This is a genomic window from Planococcus sp. BI3 (genome assembly GCF_056680115.1).
In genome coordinates, this window is record NZ_CM155266.1 from 523146 (window position 1) to 541263 (window position 18118).

Here is an 18118-nt window from a genome sequence, read left to right on the forward strand (position 1 = left end):
CTTGGGAGTTTCCACCGTTTTACTCTGATTTCGGTAAGGTATGCTGGGGTTGAGAATATACACCAGGAAAGTGTGGGCATTATGGCAGAAAAAACAATAGAAGAAAAACCGAAACGCAATTTAAAGCCGCTTTACATTTTTTTCGCTTTTGCCGTATTAATTATCATTGTATTATTGCCTACGCCGAGAGATTTATCAGTCGTCGGGCAAAGAACGCTAGCCATTTTAGCCTTTTCGGTCGTTTTATGGATGACAGAAGCGGTTCCATATCCAGTTAGTGCCGCCATGATCATCGGGCTTATGGCTCTATTATTGGGCCTTTCCCCAAACCCTGAAATTCCAGGGGAACTGCTCGGAACGAGAGAGGCACTCAGTCTGGCATTGTCGGGTTTCAGTAATTCGGCCGTGGCGCTTGTCGCGGCCGCCTTGTTCTTGGCTGCGGCCATGCAAGCCACGAATTTGCATAAGCGTATGGCGTTGTGGATTTTATCGAAAGTCGGTACAAAAACGGGAGCCATCGTCTTTGGTGCCATTCTTGTTTCGATTGTACTGGCATTTTTCGTGCCGAGCGCCACAGCACGTGCCGGCGCAGTCGTACCGATTCTGCTTGGCATGGTTGCGGCATTCGGATTGCCTGTCAATAGCCGCCTCGCCGCATTATTGGTCATCACTGCGGTCCAATCGGTATCCATCTGGAACGTCGGAATCAAAACAGGGGCTGCACAGAACCTGGTAGCGCTTGGTTTCATGGAAAGTGAATTCGGAGAGACGGTGTCATGGAGCGCCTGGTTCATTTATGCGGCGCCATGGTCCATCGTCATGTCGATTGTGCTGTATTTTATAATGATTAAACTGATTAAGCCGGAAACGAAAGTCGTAGAAGGCGGCACCGAATTGATTCAAAAATCCCTGAAGGAATTAGGGCATTTTAAACCGGCTGAAATCCGGTTGATAGTCGTATCTCTGTCCTTGCTGCTTTTGTGGTCGACAGAAGAAATCTTGCATCCCTTTGACACGACAACGGTCACCATTGTGGCAATCGCTATTTTGCTGGCTCCAAAAATCGGTGTCTTTGATTGGAAGACGGTAGAAAAAATGATTCCGTGGGGCACCATCATCGTATTCGCTGTCGGAATTGCGCTCGGTTCCACTTTATTGAGTACGGAAGCGGCCCAATGGTTATCCGATAAAGTGTTTGGGACGATGGGATTGGAAAATATGCCGCTTCTTGCGACGATCGCCTTGCTGTCATTGTTCAATATTCTCATTCACCTTGGCTTTGCGAGTGCGACAAGCTTGTCATCTGCGTTGATTCCTATTTTCATCGCGTTGGCCATGACTTTGCCGCTCGACGGCAATGAAATCGGCTTTGTATTGATCCAACAATTTGTCATTTCCTTCGGATTCTTGCTTCCAATCAGTGCGCCGCAAAACATGCTGGCCTACGGAACAGGAGCTTTTACCGTGAAGGACTTTTTGAAATCCGGTGTGGCGTTGACCGTCATCGGTTATCTGCTGATCTTGCTTTTCAGCGCGACCTATTGGAAATGGCTCGGATTATTGTAAGAAAAAGAAAGAGGATATTTTCCCAGTCTATTGAAGAAAAGACTGAGGGAATATCCTCTTTTATCTATATCTGTACTGACTTTCGAAATATGGCCGGGAACCACATTTTGATAAAAAGGGGGTTAGTCTAATGGGGAAAAAAAGCAATTATGACTACTCAAAAATACCTTTCACCGGATTGGGTTTAGTCTTTGGCACGGCAATTGGTGCAGCTTTAGGTCTGATCCTTACTGGCAATGTCATTTGGGCCGGGGTAGGGACTGGAGTTGGGTTGGTTTTGGGTGCAGCGATCGACAGCATGAAGAAACGGAAATAGTTTGTATGTATAGAGACTAACAAGAATAGGCTTTTATCACTCCATGGAAAACAGCAGAATTGAATTGCCAGGGAGGAGGCGAGAGTGTTGAAGAACCTGAATCAATTGGTACACGAATACACCAGCCAGTTGCAGCGCAGAGAACTGCAGGCTGCGTACAAAGGAATACTGCAGTTTATCGGCAAATTGAGGGCAGAGTTGATCAAAAAATACCCGCACGACAATATAAGCGGTATCTATCAAGGCTATCTGGACATGACGTATTTTTCATTAACGACCCAACCGCTAAAAAATAAAGGGCTGAAAATTGCCATCGTCTACTTGCACGAAAAGGGAGCTTTTGAAGTCTGGCTTTCCGCTCGGAACAGAGCGATAGCAAAAGAATATGAATCGCTAATAAAAGGTAACATTTCAGATGACATAGAGGTGTTTCATGACGATGCGAACCAAGATGCCATCATAGAATGCACATTGACATCTGCGCCGGATTTTGAAGATCCGGATTCGCTTGTAGGACTTGTTGATGAGGGAGTCAAAAGGTTCGTGACTGCTGTATCCAGTCGCTTGTGATTGTAAACTAAAGTAAAAAAGTAAGGCCCTCTACGGTGCAATACCGTAGAGGGCCATTTGTGTTGCAGTTTTCTGCTTTTATAGCAAACGCAATAGAAGGTACGATCAACAATGATGTATTTACATAATTTCATCAAATATTTATAATATTCAGTATAATTATAACGTAGTTTAAATATGAAGAAATACAGTAATTAGAAAGGGGTGTGAGTAATGAAAGAAACTAATGAAAAGCGACCTGCTTCCGTTAAAATTTTAATTTTTCTTCATGTATTTTTATCGGTTGGAGCTATTTTTGGAGGGTTGGGTCTTATCGTGCCATCAAAAGGTAACAATAGTTATTTGGAGCTTCCCATTTCTTATTTGGAGAATAGCCCGTTCAGTAGTTTTCTAATTCCTGGAATCCTTCTTTTCACGGTGCTTGGTGTTTTTCCGTTATTAATCGCTTATTATTTATTCAGTAAAAGGCCATCCAAGCTTGGAGATTCGCTAAATATTTTTAAAGACAAACACTGGTCATGGGTTTTTTCCCTCTACATTGGGTTTGCTTTAATCATTTGGATCACTGTTCAAGTTTACTTCCTGCAATTGGTTGTCGGCTTCCACTTGTTCTATATGGCTTTGGGTCTGCTTATATTAATCACCACTTTATGGCCAAATGTCCAAAGGCATTATTCAATTCCGCTTTAATAGACAGTGAAAGGCATTAAGGAATATTATTCTTGCGATGCTGGCTCTTCACTACTCAACATCAAACGAGAAGAAAATCTGGAGCCATTTACTCTTATATTTACGGTTCTGTATGCTGCCTATGTATTTAGACAAAAGTACAAAAGAATAAGGCTCTCTACGCTGTAATTCCGTAGAGTGCCTTTTGTGTTTTTAGTCCTATATTTTCATAGCGTTCTTAGTGGAATACGGGATTGAATAAGAAGTTGTGGGGAACTGCAATGCAAGCAGCATGATGCAGCGCTGGTGGAAATCAAATAGATTTCAGCAAAGACAGTTTCTAAGGAAAACGGTGTAAAAAGGCAGTATCGGCCGAATCATTCTGAACCAATGGCGCGCCTCATTTGTTTATAAGATATGATTACCTAAAAATGGGACAGAAGCTTTCCAGATTTATATCCACTAGTCTGTAGGGCTTTAATAGTTAGCAGAATGAAAAAAGTTGGTAAAAAGTATGTCACTTTGTGGTAAATAAGATGGCAGAGGTGGTAAAAATCTTTGTCCGTAATCAATTTACGGATTTTTGTGATGCAGGTAGCGATCTATTCCATTTAGAAGTCATACGCTATAAATTAATAAGTTAATAAAATAGAGGAATGGCTATATTTAATAATAAAAGTTAAAAAACCAAATTTGTGAAAAATTGATCTATCCTACTTGACGGTTACGCCAACGTTCTAACATTATAATTGTTAAAAAAACTCAAATGGTTTAAAGTTAGAAAAACACCTAAAGGAGAAAAGATAATGTTAAATTCAGATTTGGATATACGCTTAGAACCGCGACTTAAAGAATTATATCAATTACACAAGGAACGCTCTGCAAATATTGACTGGAGCTATCACGAATTTATACCATGGGACAAGGCCATGTCCTTTAAACGAGTTCCTTGGGATAAGAGTCAAGTAACTCTTCCGGAAGGTGTAATTATTGCGGTAGAAACAGCATTACTTACAGAAGTAAATTTACCTTGGTATACTTCGCATTTGGATTATACATTTAAAAATTCAATGGAAGTAATAAATGATTTCGTACGCACTTGGACGGCTGAAGAAGACCAGCACTCTAACTTACTGGAAACGTATTTATTGGTGACACGAAACGTAGATCCCGTAAGATTGCATCAATTAAGAAAAAGAGTAGTTGAAAGTGGCTGGTTTCCAGATTTCACTAATCCTCTAGCAACCATGGCTTATACTACTTTGCAAGAGTTAGCTACACTGGTTTTTTATAATAATGTAGCTAAGGTAGCGGGTCTTTACGACAAAGATTTAGCAACATTACTTCGACGTGTAGCGAAAGACGAAGCACTTCATTATGCATTCTATCGTGACACGGTGAAAGCCCATCTTGAACTTGATCCGAATTTCATTGTTTTTTTTGAGAAAGTAATTATTAATTTCTCTATGCCAGGTGCCGTTATGCCGGACTTTAACGAGAGAATGAAAACCATTGCAATAGATACGAATTATGGACCCCTGCAATACTTTGACCAAGTATTAGATGTAGTTATTAAATACTGGGATATTGCCAACTTGCAACCTACTAGCGAAGAGGCCAAACAATCACAAGCAAATATAATGAAATATCACGGGCGACTAAAAAGAATTAAAGATCGCCAGCTAGAAAAAAATAAAAGGTAGATGTATGAAAGGGTTCTTTTATAATGAAAACAACTTGCGAATTATGTGGAAAAGAAACGAAAGATAAAGTAAGTTATTTGGAAATTGAAACATGGGAGTTTAATTTTTTAGAGAATGAGAAAAAAGACTTTTACTCTATTTGTTTTAATTGTTTTGACAAACATACGAATAAGTTCATTGACAAAGAAATGGATCTTGAATTGAGAAAAAAACGTTCTCTTTTGGTGAATAAAGAGATCCAAGAAGAAATCGAAGCTATTCTTGAAATCGAAAATTAATTACTCAACTATATTTATTGGGCCTAAGTTGAAAGCATATAAGCAATAAATTGAATTTCTTAAAACAGAATTACAAGTACGTCATGTATTAAAGAGGCATCACTTTAGTAAAATAGATGAAATTTGGATTGGTGAAAAGAAAATCCAACTAGGTTCCAATGATATTGACACGGCAAGAATAAATAATTGCTTCATTATATGAGGAACCTAGGATACAGGAGTCGGAAAAAGGAAAGCCATCTTCTTTGAACTGCACCTCCATTGTTAGACTAAAGTACAAAAAGTAAGGCACTCTACGCAGTATTCCGTAGAGTGCCCTTTTGTGCTTTCAGTGCTATGTTTTATAGCAGAATCTCCACATATTTTCGAATTGGGGTAGATACCCGAAACTGTTCAGCATAGCGCAGCAGCTGAGGAACATTCTTTTCTTCCCGCGTTAAGTAGCGCTTCATGCTGTCGTTCAGTAAATCTGCATCCACCTTGCTTCGCTGTCTGAATATGTCACACAACGTGCGTTCTGCGTTATAGAGACGAATCGGCCGGCCGTATACTGTAGAGGTTTCAGTTAGGCCAAGCTCATGCCATTCTTTTTTCACCGAATAAACCTGCAAACCACTATCTGTGAGAAGTCGATTGTGATAGCCTACCGGTACCGTAACGGAAGGTGTGATAGGTCCCGGTCCGTCAGATCATGCAGGTACAAAGCTGTTTCATGAGAAAAGATCAATTGAGGCCTCCGCGCCTGGAGCATATAAAGATTATTTTCAAATGTCTCCGGAGATACATATATGCCGTGACTGACACGTTCAATCAGCCCTTGACGAGCCAATAACGTTAAATAATATCGTGGAATACCAGCTGCTTCAGCATCGCGAGTCAGGACGAGTCCATTCTGTTTGGTAATCAAGTCAAGGAGTTGAGTCGTATAGGACATGACTTACAGAGGAATTCAATAAACAAGTGCTTGAGCTGCACTCCGGTGGAAAAAGCTGACCAGATATCATCCAGTAATATGACCTGGCAATTTCTACCCACAATCGATGGATTGCCCAATCCCATCAAACTGGCTCGTTCACTGAGAAGAATAACCGAAGCCCTTGTACACGGCATCTTGTCTATCACTCTATTTGTTGGTAGGATTAGGAATAAAAGAAAAATAATATTACTAATATTATCATTAGATTGATAGTGAAAGAATATGTGATTCGTTTGATCAAATATAGATAAGAGAGGTGTATTCAATGGAACCAATTACAGCTACAGAAAAAGCCAAGAACTTTTTTGAATACATGCTGGCGTTAAATAATCTGGTAGGAAAAGTGATCCGTAATTACGCGGATTTCGAGAAGAATTGGCAACTTGAAGAATTGGAGAAGTTGGAGGGCTGTTTTACTTTCGGAGATTGCCATAACAGTGAAAACCTTGTGGAAATTCATAGACCCCTTATTACAAAGGCAGATTTGACACCGCCTTCACCAAAACCAGTTTTTAGGGATTGGCTTAATTTTGATCCGAAAAAAGAGACGGCTTTTCCTAGCTATGAAACGATGAAAATGAAAGAATCAGCAAATGGAGATACACAGAAAGAATTCTTCATCGATGACGCTACCCGTTTAAGCAGTTTTGAACAATGGGTGCCAGTGTGGAAAGAATGGGCCGTTAAACTGAAGAACAAAAAACGGACCTTGGAGAAATATGAAGAGTTTTTCGAGCTGATTTCGCGTTTTGAAAAAGAAGGGGAAAACCTCGAGTTTGTTTATGGCACTGGTCTTTTTACATGGGATCATCCAGATCCAAAAATAGGGATTATCCGTTCGCCTCTATTATCAAGCAAAGTCGAGTTGGACTTGGATGCGATTAAAGGGGTCATTTCCATAAAGCTTGTTGACCAGGAAACAATGGTCGAGCGGGAACTTTTTTCTGGAATTTCGATCCCCAACATCAATCCGATCAATCAATTATGGAAAGAAGTGCAGACACGAGACATTACTGAAGACTTCGCCGATTTCTTTACACAATTTATCCAAACCTTCGATGCAAACGGGAAGTTTGTCTCAGGTTCAGCTTCGAAAGCTCCTGGTGAGCATCCTGTAATTTTCAACCATCATATGCTTTCCCTAAGAATTAAAAATGCACGTGTATTGCGCGATGACTTGACTCATATCATCGATGGCATTTCCACGGGTGAATTGGAATTGTCCGATACGGTTGCTTCAATAATCGGAGAACCAATCAAGCACAATTTGCTGGATGGACCTGAACTTTCATCAGACAATGGAAAGCTTGAAGACAATAACCTCTATTTTCCGCTTGAGTCAAATGAACAGCAAAAAGCCATCATTCAGAGAGTTTCCCGGCATCAAGGAGTAACCGTACAGGGGCCGCCTGGTACTGGGAAAACCCATACCATTGCAAACCTGGTTTCCCACTTTTTATCCGAAGGGAAAAAGATCCTGATCACCAGCCAGAAAGAAAGTCCGTTAAAAGTATTGAAAAACAAAATCCCGAAAGAAATCCGTGATTTGTGTGTGCCGGTTCTGGGCGGCGGACGCGAATCCCTGCAGGAAATCGAACAATCCATCCGAGTGATCGGCGAAAAGCTTGGTGAATTAGATGTTCCAAGACTGGAAAAAGAAATTGAACGAGATAAAGAAGCACTGAACAGCAGCAAGCGGGAAGAAGCCCGTTTGAAAAACCTGCTTAAAGAATATGCTGAAAAAGAAGGGACAGTCCTCCAATACAAAGGAGAAAAACTGTTTAAATACGATGTAGCCAAACGTCTTTCCCAATCGGATATTAGTTATCGATGGATTCAGGACAATGTTTCAATCAACGCAGAGTTTCCACTGAAATCCGTAGATTTTAAAGAGTTATGGCAGCTGAAATGCGACACAGCTAAAGATGAACTTCATTTGCGCAACCAATCCCTTCCTATAATAGAAACCGATCTCAAGAACGCTCTTTCTTTTGAAGCTTTCATGGAAATCAAAGACAACTTAAACGTATCCAACAAAGAAGGCGAAGCCGTCTTACAAAAATACCAGCTGCCAATGGATGAAAAGGAAATCAAAGAACTGCAAAAAGACTTGAATGAACTCCTCAACATGTCATCCGTGTTGGAAAACCAAGTTTACCAGTCCATGATGGAAGATTGCCGGGCTGGTGGGCTCCGTGAAGAGCGGTGGCGGACCTTATCAGAAAAACTGGCAGGAGCAGTAGACCGCTTATTTGCATCGCATCATATTTTGGTTACTCATAAAATCAATTTGCCTGAAAAGAGCAATGAGGCGATCATAAATGATTTAACGATTGCAAAAGAGCCTCTTCAAAATGGCAAGAAACCAAACTTCCTGTTCTTTTTGGTAAAAGGAAAACAAGCTAAATATTTATTTGAAGATCCCGTTTTAAATGGACAATCTATAAAGACTCTGGAAGATATTGAAATTCTGGATATGTACATGGAGTATGAGTGGGTGAAAAAAGAAGCGGCACGTTTGCTGAATGGCAATATGGAAGACATCGGCCATACCGTGATCAATGAAAGTGAAAAGCGTTTTCCGCATCTGCTGGAAGAGCGCCTGAAAGAATTGCAATTGGTGTTAAAAGCAGCTGATACAGCTCAAACCCTAAAAGGGAAGATTACTCCTTTTGGGATGGGTGATGCTGATCTTTACTCGATTGGAGAAATTCAGCAATTGAACAAAGACCTTGCAGCGGTACTCAAACGGTTAGAATACTTGAAATGGGAAACGCAATATAAACAGGATCTAGCTGGCTTGAAGGAGTTAAGTGCCAAAGCAACCATGCATCCGATAAGCCAGGATTTTGTCCAAGCTTATCAGGAGAAAGATCTTTCAAAATGGGTCGAGTTATTAAGCAGGCTGGAAAATTTGATGCAAAACAAAGAAAAAGTAAATCATTTCTACAAACTGCTGGAACGGTTCAATCAAACATTGCCTCTGACAGGCAAGCTGCTGGAAATGTCAGCCGGGTCGGAAATCGAGTTTCCTGAAAATCATCTAGCCGCATTTGAACTGAAAAAATTACAGTCTTGGCTCGATGAAACGAAAGATACGAATACAACCTTGCTAAAAAAACAGCTGGAGGAAGAGCATACTGAACAAAAACGCTTGATTCGCGAGATTGTCAGTGCCTCTACCTGGAAAAACCAAGTCAACCGCATCACTGATGAAGAAAAAAGAGCCTTATCCGCTTGGAAAACCTATATTAAACGCTTCGGTAAAGGCAGCGGGAAATCAGCTCAGCGTAACCTGCAAGGTGCCCGGCAAGAAATGAAGACCGCACAAAGTGCCATTCCAGTCTGGATCATGCCAATCAGCCAAGTGCTGGAAAACTTCCCAGTCACCAATGAGAAATTCGATGTCATCATCTTTGATGAAAGCAGCCAATGTGATTTGTTTGCCATCAATGTGCTGTTGCGCGGCAAGAAGATTGTAGTGGTCGGTGACGATGAACAGATCAGTCCGCAATCGATCGGCACCAAACAAGATGACGTACTGGAGTTGGTGCGGCGCCATTTGAAAGGCATACCGAACGCCGACCTCTTCGATGGCAACTTGTCCCTATACGAAATCGCGGAACAGACTTTCCCGAAAGAAGGGAAACTGATGCTGCGGGAACATTTCCGCTGTGTGCCTGAAATCATCCAGTTCTCCAATGACATGAGCTACGGCGGCGAAATGATTCCGTTGCGCCTGCCGCTTGACGAAGATAAAATCGATCCGCCGGTACTGGCTATCAAAGTCAAAGATGGCTATATTGAAGACCGGAAAGATGTCAATGAAGGGGAAATCGATGCCATCGTCGCTGACATGGCGGAAATGGTCATGGATCCCAAATTAAAAGGGCAATCATTCGGTGTTATCACGCTGCTCGGACAAGACCAGCACAAACTGATGGAATCCCGGATACGCCAGAAAATTGGCGATCGTGAGTTTGTCGAACGCAAAATTATCTGCGGCAATCCGTATACACTGCAAGGCGACGAGCGGGACATCATCTTCCTGTCGATGGTCACAGCCCCTAACCGGAGATTTATGCCTTTGACAAAAACTTCGGACAAGCAACGGTTCAACGTAGCCGCCAGCCGGGCGAAAAACCAAATGAGGTTGTATCATTCAGTGGATCTAGAAGAATTGAATTCCATGGATTTGCGTTATAGTCTATTAAGCTATTGCCAAAATCCAACCCGTGTAAATACGGAAGTACAAAACCTGGAGGAATTATGCGATTCGCCTTTCGAAGTCGACGTTCTTCGCATGATTTTGGCAAAAGGCTATAAAGTGACGCCACAGGTCAAAGTCGGCCAATACCGAATTGATCTGGTCATTGAAGGTCTCCGTGACCGCCTAGCCGTCGAGTGCGACGGAGAAAAATGGCACGGTCCAGAAAAATTCGAAGAAGACATGAAGCGCCAGGAATCCCTGGAACGTTCGGGCTGGAAATTCTGGAGAGTGCGTGGCAGAGAGTTTTACTTTGATAAGCCGAAAGCGTTGGAGAGTCTTTGGGTGCTGTTGGACGGGCTGGGGATTGAGACTGTGAGGGAACATCAGATGGTGAAGTTATAAATAAAGAAATCTTTCAGCAATATATAAAGCTCCTTCAACTAATCTAAATTGATAAAATAAGATGATAAACTTAAAAATGAATTGTTACATTGTTATTCTCCTAAATTAATTAAATGCATTACTGTATAAATGTGTTTCGTTAGCTGAAATACTTTTTAAGTACGCCCCGCATTTTTATACTTGTAATATGACAGGGTTCAGTAAATTTCTTTTGAATTAATGATATTTATATTGCTTTTAAAATTATAATCGAAAAATTCTGAATTTCATCAAATTCGTTTTTAAAGGTAGAGGGGTGTTAAACTATATTGAAGAATAATAAATTATTATTGCTAAAAAAATGGAGGTTAATAATATGCTAGATTTGACTTTAAGAACGGAATTTCAGAATCGAATATTAAAAGGTACAGCTATAGATTTTAATGTAGAAGTGAATAAAAATGCTAAAGATTTTTTTGAGATGACATATCCTTCTAATGACTTAATTCAAACTATTGAGTCTGTTGCACTTGAAGAAGCACGACCAGTGGTTTTGATGGGAGAGAGAGGGCTAGGTAAATCTCATTTACTTACAGCTCTTTTTCATTCATTTTCCAATCCAATTGCTACTATGAATTGGCTGAATAATTGGTCAGAAAAATTAGGGAATCCAAGATTAAAAAGCTTACAATTACGTTCGGAAATGTTTGTTGTTGCTGAAAGTTTACATTGGCAAAATTACAAATTTTTATGGGATCTAATTTTAGATAAACATCCATACGGAGCATACATTAAAGGTAAATGGGAAGGACAAGGTGAAAGAAAGACTGATATACTAGGGCGAGATTTATTAATTGAGATGTTTCAAAAAAACCCCACAGCGATAATTTTGGATGAATTTCAAACATGGTTTGATGCTATAACAAATACTAAACAATATCCGTGGAAAAATTGGGCTTTTAGTTTTATTCAAACTCTTTCAGAAATTGCAGAAGAGTATCCACATTTGTTGATTCTCGTTGTATCAGTCCGTAATGGTAGCTCCGATGCATACCAGCAAATCCACAGAAGAAACCCAGTAATTGTAGATTTTAAAGGTCATTATGTGAAAAGAGATAGAAAAAAATTATTATTACACAGATTGTTCGAAAATCGATCACAGATTTCTGATGAGCAGATATATAGTTTTATTAAAGTGCATTTAAGTGAGTTTTTTCGATTATCTAACACTCCTGACAGTGAAAGAGAAAGTATTAAACAGGAATTTCTAGATTCCTGGCCTTTTTCTCCAAAGTTAATTCAACTACTGGAAGATCAAATTTTAATATCAACAGATGCTCAAGAAACTCGCGATCTAATTAAAATTCTTGCGAATTTATTTAAGCAAACAACTAAGGGAGTTAGAGTTATTACAGCTGCAGGTTTTACTATTGAAGAAGATGCATCTGGAGTTACAGCATTCTTAGATTCTGTTACTAATGAATTTCATAGAAATTTAAGAGAAAAAGCACAAAGGAATTTAAGTGCTGTTAGGGAAGCTGTAAACTCAAATAGTCAAATTTCTCATGTAGCCCCGATTCTAAGTTCTTTATGGATTCGCTCCTTAGCGATAAATAATTTAGCGGGTGCTGAAAGATATGTATTGCAAATTGATATTACACAAGACAAACCAATAGATGACAATAGCTTCTTAATTGAAATGGATAATATAATTCATAACAGTTTTAATATCCATGAAGTAGGTAATAAACTGCTGTTTAAAGAAGAAGAAAATCCCCAAGCAAAATTGTTAGCATTTGCTAGAAACAATAAGTTGTTTTCAGATGGCTCTGATATTGATCAATTAGCTAGAGAAGTAAGATATGTAATAGGTGGAGCTGAAGATGTAACTCCTAAATATAAGGTGATTGTGTTAAAAAGTAACTGGCTTTCAACCCCTTGGGAGGAACTGGATGAAAGTGATCATCCCTTAAGATGGGATAATCGAATTCCTTTAATAGTTATACCAGAAGATATTGAAAAACCTTCTGAAGTATTAGGGAAATGGTTAAAAGATCATGTGGCAAAAAAGAGGAATATAGTTAGATTTTTACTCCCGCAACAAGGCCAAGGAAATATTTATAGAGATGATGAATTAATTATTTATGCACGAACTATCCTTAAAGCAAGTGAATGGAAAAGTAACGAACCTGAATATAGAGGATTGTATAAACAATATCAGGATAAATTGCGTCTCATGTTAAATTCTCTCTATAATCGTTTTGCCGTATTAAGTGTCTGGAATTTTAGTGACTCTAAAAAATGTGAATTCCAAATCGAATCACACCATTCTAAAGGTAAAGAAATCCCAGAAACAATAGACTCTTTTATTCGTCAATCAATATTTGAACCAGAAGATTTTGAGGAATTTCTTTTATTATTGGCAGAAGAAAAAGTATCTATAGGGAAATTATTGGCAGATTTACAAGAACCAAGACCAGGAGGGGCAGAATGTATTCCATGGCTTGGTGAGTTAGAAATTAAGGAAAAAGTAATTAGGTTTTGTTCAAAAGGTAAAATAGGAATTGATATTAGAGGAATGGAGCAGCTTTTTCTTTTTCCTGGAGAAAGTGAAGAAGAAGCGTGGAATAGAATGAAAGGACAGTTAGGTACTGGAAGTCACTTGTTTCAAACATATTTAATGTTACCGGAGGCATTTCCAATAAATTCATATATTGAAATAGAAAAGGAAACTACAAATGAAGGTGCAATTAATAATCTTGAAAATCTTCCTGAATTTAACAAAAACGAATCTGAAGTCAATACAGATGCTGGTTTTAATACAGTTAATGGGACATCAATTTTTGGTGAAACGACCAGGGGGATTAGCATATTTGATCCTTCAGTTTCTAATGAAATAAAAATTGGAAAATACAGTACAGAACCTACTTCTGCTCTTAATTTAATTGAAAAAGTTGAAGGCTGGGGTATTAACGCAGGAACAAAAACTAAAAATATTTCGATAAATATTAACGGAATTACAGGAGCACAGCTACAAAAATTATTACGTTCCTTACCAGAAGGAGTGACTTATGGATTGCATTTAGAGAAGGAGGAGAATTTATGATAGATAAAGAGTTATTAAATAATATTCTTTTCCAAAGTGATTACAGAGCGTGGAAAGAAATTGAAAAATACCTCTACAAAATCTTTACTCCCAATTTTGGTTCTTCTCCTACACAAGAGATTGTTAGAAGAGAAAATTTAGTCAGTAATATAGAAGCTTTGATAGCGGGAGCTGGTTGGGACTTATGGGAAAGTTTCGAAAAAAATGTAACTAAAACATCATCGAATATAATTGAATTTTGGGAAAACACAATTAATGGAAAGGCTGTTTTTATCATTGATGGACTTTCTTTAAGAGAAATGCCATTTTTTCTGGAGCAAAGTTATCAGCGAGGATTTAATATTCATCAATCAAAAATAACTGCTTCTGCTCTTCCTAGCGATACTAATCATTTTGCAAAAAGTTTAGGTTTCTCAAATAGATCATCTCTTGAAAATAATGGCGCTGGATCCGCACATTTTTTACAAGGAGCAATATCAGAATTGTCCGATTTGCCATGGAAGGATTGTATGCCTCTTATTAGTAATAACCAAAATATAATATTCTGGCATACTTCATTCGATGATTTAATTCATACTTATAAAGTTCCAGGGAAAGGACTAAGAGAATTAAGTATAAAAAGCACAGAATACTTTACTTCTAATGAGTTTTGGGAGTTGGTTGAAATTATGTCGAAAGGAAGACGTTTAGTAATTACTAGTGATCATGGGTATGCATCTACAGGGGATTTTAGAAATATAAGCGGTATACAAGGTGAATATTTAAAGAAAAATTATAAAAGTCAAAGATTTGTTAAAGATACTGAGAAAAAATCAGCAAAAACAACTCCTCCTATCGAAATACAAATTCAGAACAATAGTGGTTTACATTCGTACGTTTTAGGAAGAAGGAAATGGAAAAATTCGGGTGGTTATCCAACTTTAGCACACGGTGGGCTATCGATTATGGAGACAATGGTACCATTTATTGAAATATCAAAGCACTTAGAATGAGGAGATATAATATGGTGAAAACTAAAATACAATTATTAGAAACAAAAATTTCAAATCATGTTAATGCAGGGAAAAAAATGCAGATAGAAACGGTAGACTTTGGAAATCCAAATCGTCCTAAAACAGCGATTGAAGTTGATTTCCCTATTTTACCAGTAAACCAAGTGGCAGCTATAGAAGGAAATGCAGGTAAACCAATTTACCAAATGTCAAAATGGTGGGCTCGAAGAAATTCGAGTGTGTTTAGAACCATGCTTTTAGCAAGCGCAATGAAAGTTCCAGATGATCCAATTAATACAGCAAAAGAAATTTGGGAAGCTTATTATGCTAATCATCAAGATAATAATAAATTCTCTAATTTAAAAGTAGCAGATATATTTATGGGTGGAGGGACAACCCTTATTGAAGGTTCAAGACTGGGTATGAATATGGTTGGAAACGATATTAACCCAGTTGCATGGCTAGTTGTTAAGAATGAATTTTCACAAGTTAATATTGAAGAAATAAAAGGTGTTTTTGATGAGATTGAACAGCAATTAAAACCTGAAGTAATGCCTTACTTTTATACTACATGTCCACGAGGACATAAAGGGAAATGGTTGAAATTCGAAGATTCTAATATTCCAGTTGTATCGAAAGACGAAATATTAATATCAGCTGTTTATTCTGATAAGGAAGCAAAGAAATTTAAAAAAAGTGTCTCTAGCTTTGAAGGTTGGAGTCGATGGTATAGTGAACGCGGATATAAATATATAATAATGGAAGATGATTTTGATCCATTTACTATACCTTTGAAAGATAGAGGGAATTATCGTTATTGGGGACCAGAATTAGTTTATACTTTTTGGGCAAAACATGCCCCTTGTACTGTAACAGGATGTGGTCATATTACTCCGTTAATCTCTTCTCCTATAATAACTTCTAAAGAAGTTAGTGTTAAAACTTGGGATTCATATAATTGTTCTTGTGGTAAACAATTTGATATCGAACAAAAAGAAGCGAGATTAGCATTTGGAGAACCATTTGTTGTTTCAGAAAGTGAAAAAGATTTTGTTTCTTTAAGTAAAGAAGGAGAATTTCTCTGTCCTTTTTGCGCTGTCAAGAAAAAAATTAATGAAGTTAATGATATTAAACCAAAAAACAAAAAAATCTTATTAAGCTTAATTTTGCATCCAGATTGGCTAAGTGGAAATTTACACATCGATGGAGGGAGCGTAACCGACTCTGTAGAAAATACTTTGAATTGGAATCAAGAAAGAGAAAAAACTTTAAAATTTATTGAAATAAGAGGACAGGTACCAACAGAAGTTATATGTCCTGAAACTGAAACATTAATTTCTACGAATAAAGGAACTATCCCAAAAAGATCAACGTTTACTTGTCAATCAGATACTTGCGGAAAAGAGCAAGATGTTCTGAAGGCTATAAAAAATAGTGGTAAAACCGGGCCGGTTTCAATGTATGCACAATTATGCCATTGTCCTGAGTGCGAAAATAATAACGAAATCAGTAATGGTAAATTTTACAAAAAACCATTTGTGAAACAATTTGACAAAGCAAACCAAGAATGGAACGAGAGAAAAGAAGAAGAGTTATTAAAATATTGGCCTAAAAGCGAGCTTCCTTATGGTTTTATGACACATAAATTAAATGGTGGTATACCTAATCATGGTTTTACTCATTGGTGGACTATGTTTAATCCGAAGCAACTACTAATACATTCTCAAATATTGAAAATAATAGATAAGGTATCTGTTAACCAAGAAATAAAAGACGTTACATTAGGTGCCATGCAACAATACTTAAGGAATCAAAATATGTTTTGTTTTTGGAATTCAACTGCAGAAAAATTAGAACCTATGTTCAGTAATAATAACTTTCATCCTAAATCAACAGTAATAGAAAATAATGTCTTTGGGAAATATGGTAGAGGTAATTGGCTTTCAAGTGTTAAAGCCACTCTTGAAGGGCTTAATTGGGCTCAAAATCCTTATGAATTAGTTTCTAAAGAACACCTAATGACAAAAGATAAAGAATTAGCAAATCAAGTAAACGGTAAAAGTTTTAAAGTTAATACTAAAGATAAAGTTTTACCACCTTTAGAATTAAAAAATCAATCTTCTACCGATTTATCTAATATTAAAAGTGAAACTTTTGATTTAGTAATTACTGATCCTCCTTTTGGTGGTCTTCTCCATTACTCTGAGTTATCAGACTTTTTTTATGTTTGGCTAAGGTTACTTTTAAAAGAAAAATATAAAGAACAATTCACTTCCGAATATGTATTGAAGTCTTTAGAAGCCGTGGCAAATCCTGCAAGGCAACCTGAAGATCCTAATGGATTCTATAGAAGATTACTTACAGAATCTTGGAAAGAAGGAAATAGGTTATTAAAGCCTGGTGGTATTTTAGCTTTTACTTTCCATCACAGTGAAGATGAACCATGGATAGATGTCTTGGAAAGCCTGTTTGATGCAAAATTTTATCTAGAGGCAACATACCCAATTCGAAGTGATGAGACAAAAGGTGAATCTGGGCAATTTGGCTCTAGAACTATCGAATACGATATTATTCATGTATGTAGAAAAAGAGTTGAAGAACCCGAAAAGATCAGTTGGGCGAGACTTCGAAAAAGAATGATAAAAGACATAAGACAGCTTGAAGATATACTTGCTAATCACTTAGCCTCAGGTTTAACAGAATCTGATTTACAAGTTATTAGAAGAGGAAAAGCATTAGAATACTTTTCAAAGCACTACGGTCGCGTGTATGTTGAAGAGGGACGTGAATTTACAGTAAAAGAAGCGTTGGTGGGAATAAATCAGATATTAGATGAAGAAAAAGATAGTGATGTAGAGTCACCTCCAATTGAAGCAGAAGTAATGAGTAGACAAGTTTTAAGAATTTTTAATAAGACATTTTCAATGCCTCGTAATGAAATGCAAAATTTCTTAAGAGGTACGGGTCTTTCTGCAGGTGACTTTGAAGAGAAGAATTGGGTTTTTGAAAAAAATAAAGTATTCATTTTGATTTCGCCATTAATGTTTGCTAGAAATTGGAAAGGGAAGTTACGAAAAGGGCTTTCTCATGATTTAGATCAAACGCTTTATTTTATTGGAGCATGTTTTGAGAATAGTGGCATCAATGTAAATGAGACGTTAACAAATCCAAATTTCAAATTACATCCTGCTGTAATTCCACTTTTAGATTGGTTTACACGAAATGCAGAAAATTTAGAAACAAGAATGGCTGCAATGAGAGCTAAACAAATTTGTAGTTCTTGGCAAGCAAAAAATCCAGATAAGGAGAACGAACAATTAGCTCTATTCGGATTGGATGAGGAGGAATAAG

12 protein-coding genes are annotated in these 18118 nt (G+C 37.8%); 10 read left to right on the plus strand and 2 right to left on the minus strand.

Annotated features, from left to right (window positions below):
* The first annotated feature begins 81 nt into the window (after positions 1 to 81).
* The 6 genes from AC1MEO_RS02710 (at position 82) to AC1MEO_RS02735 (ending at position 5102) form a co-directional block, all read left to right on the plus strand.
* Positions 82 to 1566, plus strand: a complete 1485-nt coding sequence (locus tag AC1MEO_RS02710) for a DASS family sodium-coupled anion symporter (protein WP_480334147.1) — start codon at positions 82 to 84, stop codon at positions 1564 to 1566.
* Positions 1567 to 1696: 130 nt separating this feature from the next.
* Positions 1697 to 1882 carry a hypothetical protein gene (locus AC1MEO_RS02715; RefSeq protein WP_480334148.1) on the plus strand — a complete coding sequence of 62 codons (186 nt, stop codon included), beginning with the start codon at positions 1697 to 1699 and terminating at the stop codon, positions 1880 to 1882.
* An 87-nt stretch (positions 1883 to 1969) separates the two neighbouring features.
* Positions 1970 to 2452, plus strand: a complete 483-nt coding sequence (locus AC1MEO_RS02720; protein WP_480334149.1) for a DUF7000 family protein — start codon at positions 1970 to 1972, stop codon at positions 2450 to 2452.
* Between the two features lie 213 nt (positions 2453 to 2665).
* Positions 2666 to 3142 carry a hypothetical protein gene (locus AC1MEO_RS02725; RefSeq protein WP_480334151.1) on the plus strand — a complete coding sequence of 159 codons (477 nt, stop codon included), beginning with the start codon at positions 2666 to 2668 and terminating at the stop codon, positions 3140 to 3142.
* Between the two features lie 785 nt (positions 3143 to 3927).
* Positions 3928 to 4824: an acyl-ACP desaturase gene (locus AC1MEO_RS02730; protein ID WP_480334153.1), complete on the plus strand. Its 897-nt coding sequence runs from the start codon at positions 3928 to 3930 to the stop codon at positions 4822 to 4824.
* 23 nt (positions 4825 to 4847) lie between these two features.
* Positions 4848 to 5102 carry a hypothetical protein gene (locus AC1MEO_RS02735; RefSeq protein WP_142828585.1) on the plus strand — a complete coding sequence of 85 codons (255 nt, stop codon included), beginning with the start codon at positions 4848 to 4850 and terminating at the stop codon, positions 5100 to 5102.
* A gap of 341 nt (positions 5103 to 5443) precedes the next feature.
* On the opposite strand, the gene AC1MEO_RS02740 is transcribed toward AC1MEO_RS02735, so the two are convergent.
* Positions 5444 to 5698: a type IV toxin-antitoxin system AbiEi family antitoxin domain-containing protein gene (locus AC1MEO_RS02740; protein ID WP_480334155.1), complete on the minus strand. Its 255-nt coding sequence runs from the start codon at positions 5696 to 5698 to the stop codon at positions 5444 to 5446.
* A gap of 47 nt (positions 5699 to 5745) precedes the next feature.
* The gene (locus AC1MEO_RS02745) at positions 5746 to 6036 is read right to left on the minus strand and encodes a type IV toxin-antitoxin system AbiEi family antitoxin domain-containing protein (RefSeq protein ID WP_480334157.1); all 291 of its coding nucleotides are present in this window, start codon (positions 6034 to 6036) and stop codon (positions 5746 to 5748) included.
* A 307-nt stretch (positions 6037 to 6343) separates the two neighbouring features.
* Between AC1MEO_RS02745 and AC1MEO_RS02750 the strand changes: the two genes are divergently transcribed.
* From AC1MEO_RS02750 to AC1MEO_RS02765, 4 genes are all read left to right on the plus strand, one after another.
* Positions 6344 to 10690, plus strand: a complete 4347-nt coding sequence (locus tag AC1MEO_RS02750) for an AAA domain-containing protein (protein WP_480334159.1) — start codon at positions 6344 to 6346, stop codon at positions 10688 to 10690.
* 355 nt (positions 10691 to 11045) lie between these two features.
* On the plus strand, positions 11046 to 13775 hold the full coding sequence (locus AC1MEO_RS02755) for a DUF499 domain-containing protein (RefSeq protein ID WP_480334161.1): 2730 nt from the start codon (positions 11046 to 11048) through the stop codon (positions 13773 to 13775).
* A complete protein-coding gene (locus AC1MEO_RS02760; RefSeq protein WP_480334162.1) occupies positions 13772 to 14767 on the plus strand; it encodes a PglZ domain-containing protein in 996 nt (331 codons plus the stop codon). The genes AC1MEO_RS02755 and AC1MEO_RS02760 overlap by 4 nt, the downstream gene beginning before the upstream one ends.
* An 11-nt stretch (positions 14768 to 14778) precedes the next feature.
* Positions 14779 to 18117, plus strand: a complete 3339-nt coding sequence (locus AC1MEO_RS02765; RefSeq protein WP_480334163.1) for a DUF1156 domain-containing protein — start codon at positions 14779 to 14781, stop codon at positions 18115 to 18117.
* Position 18118 lies beyond the last annotated feature (1 nt).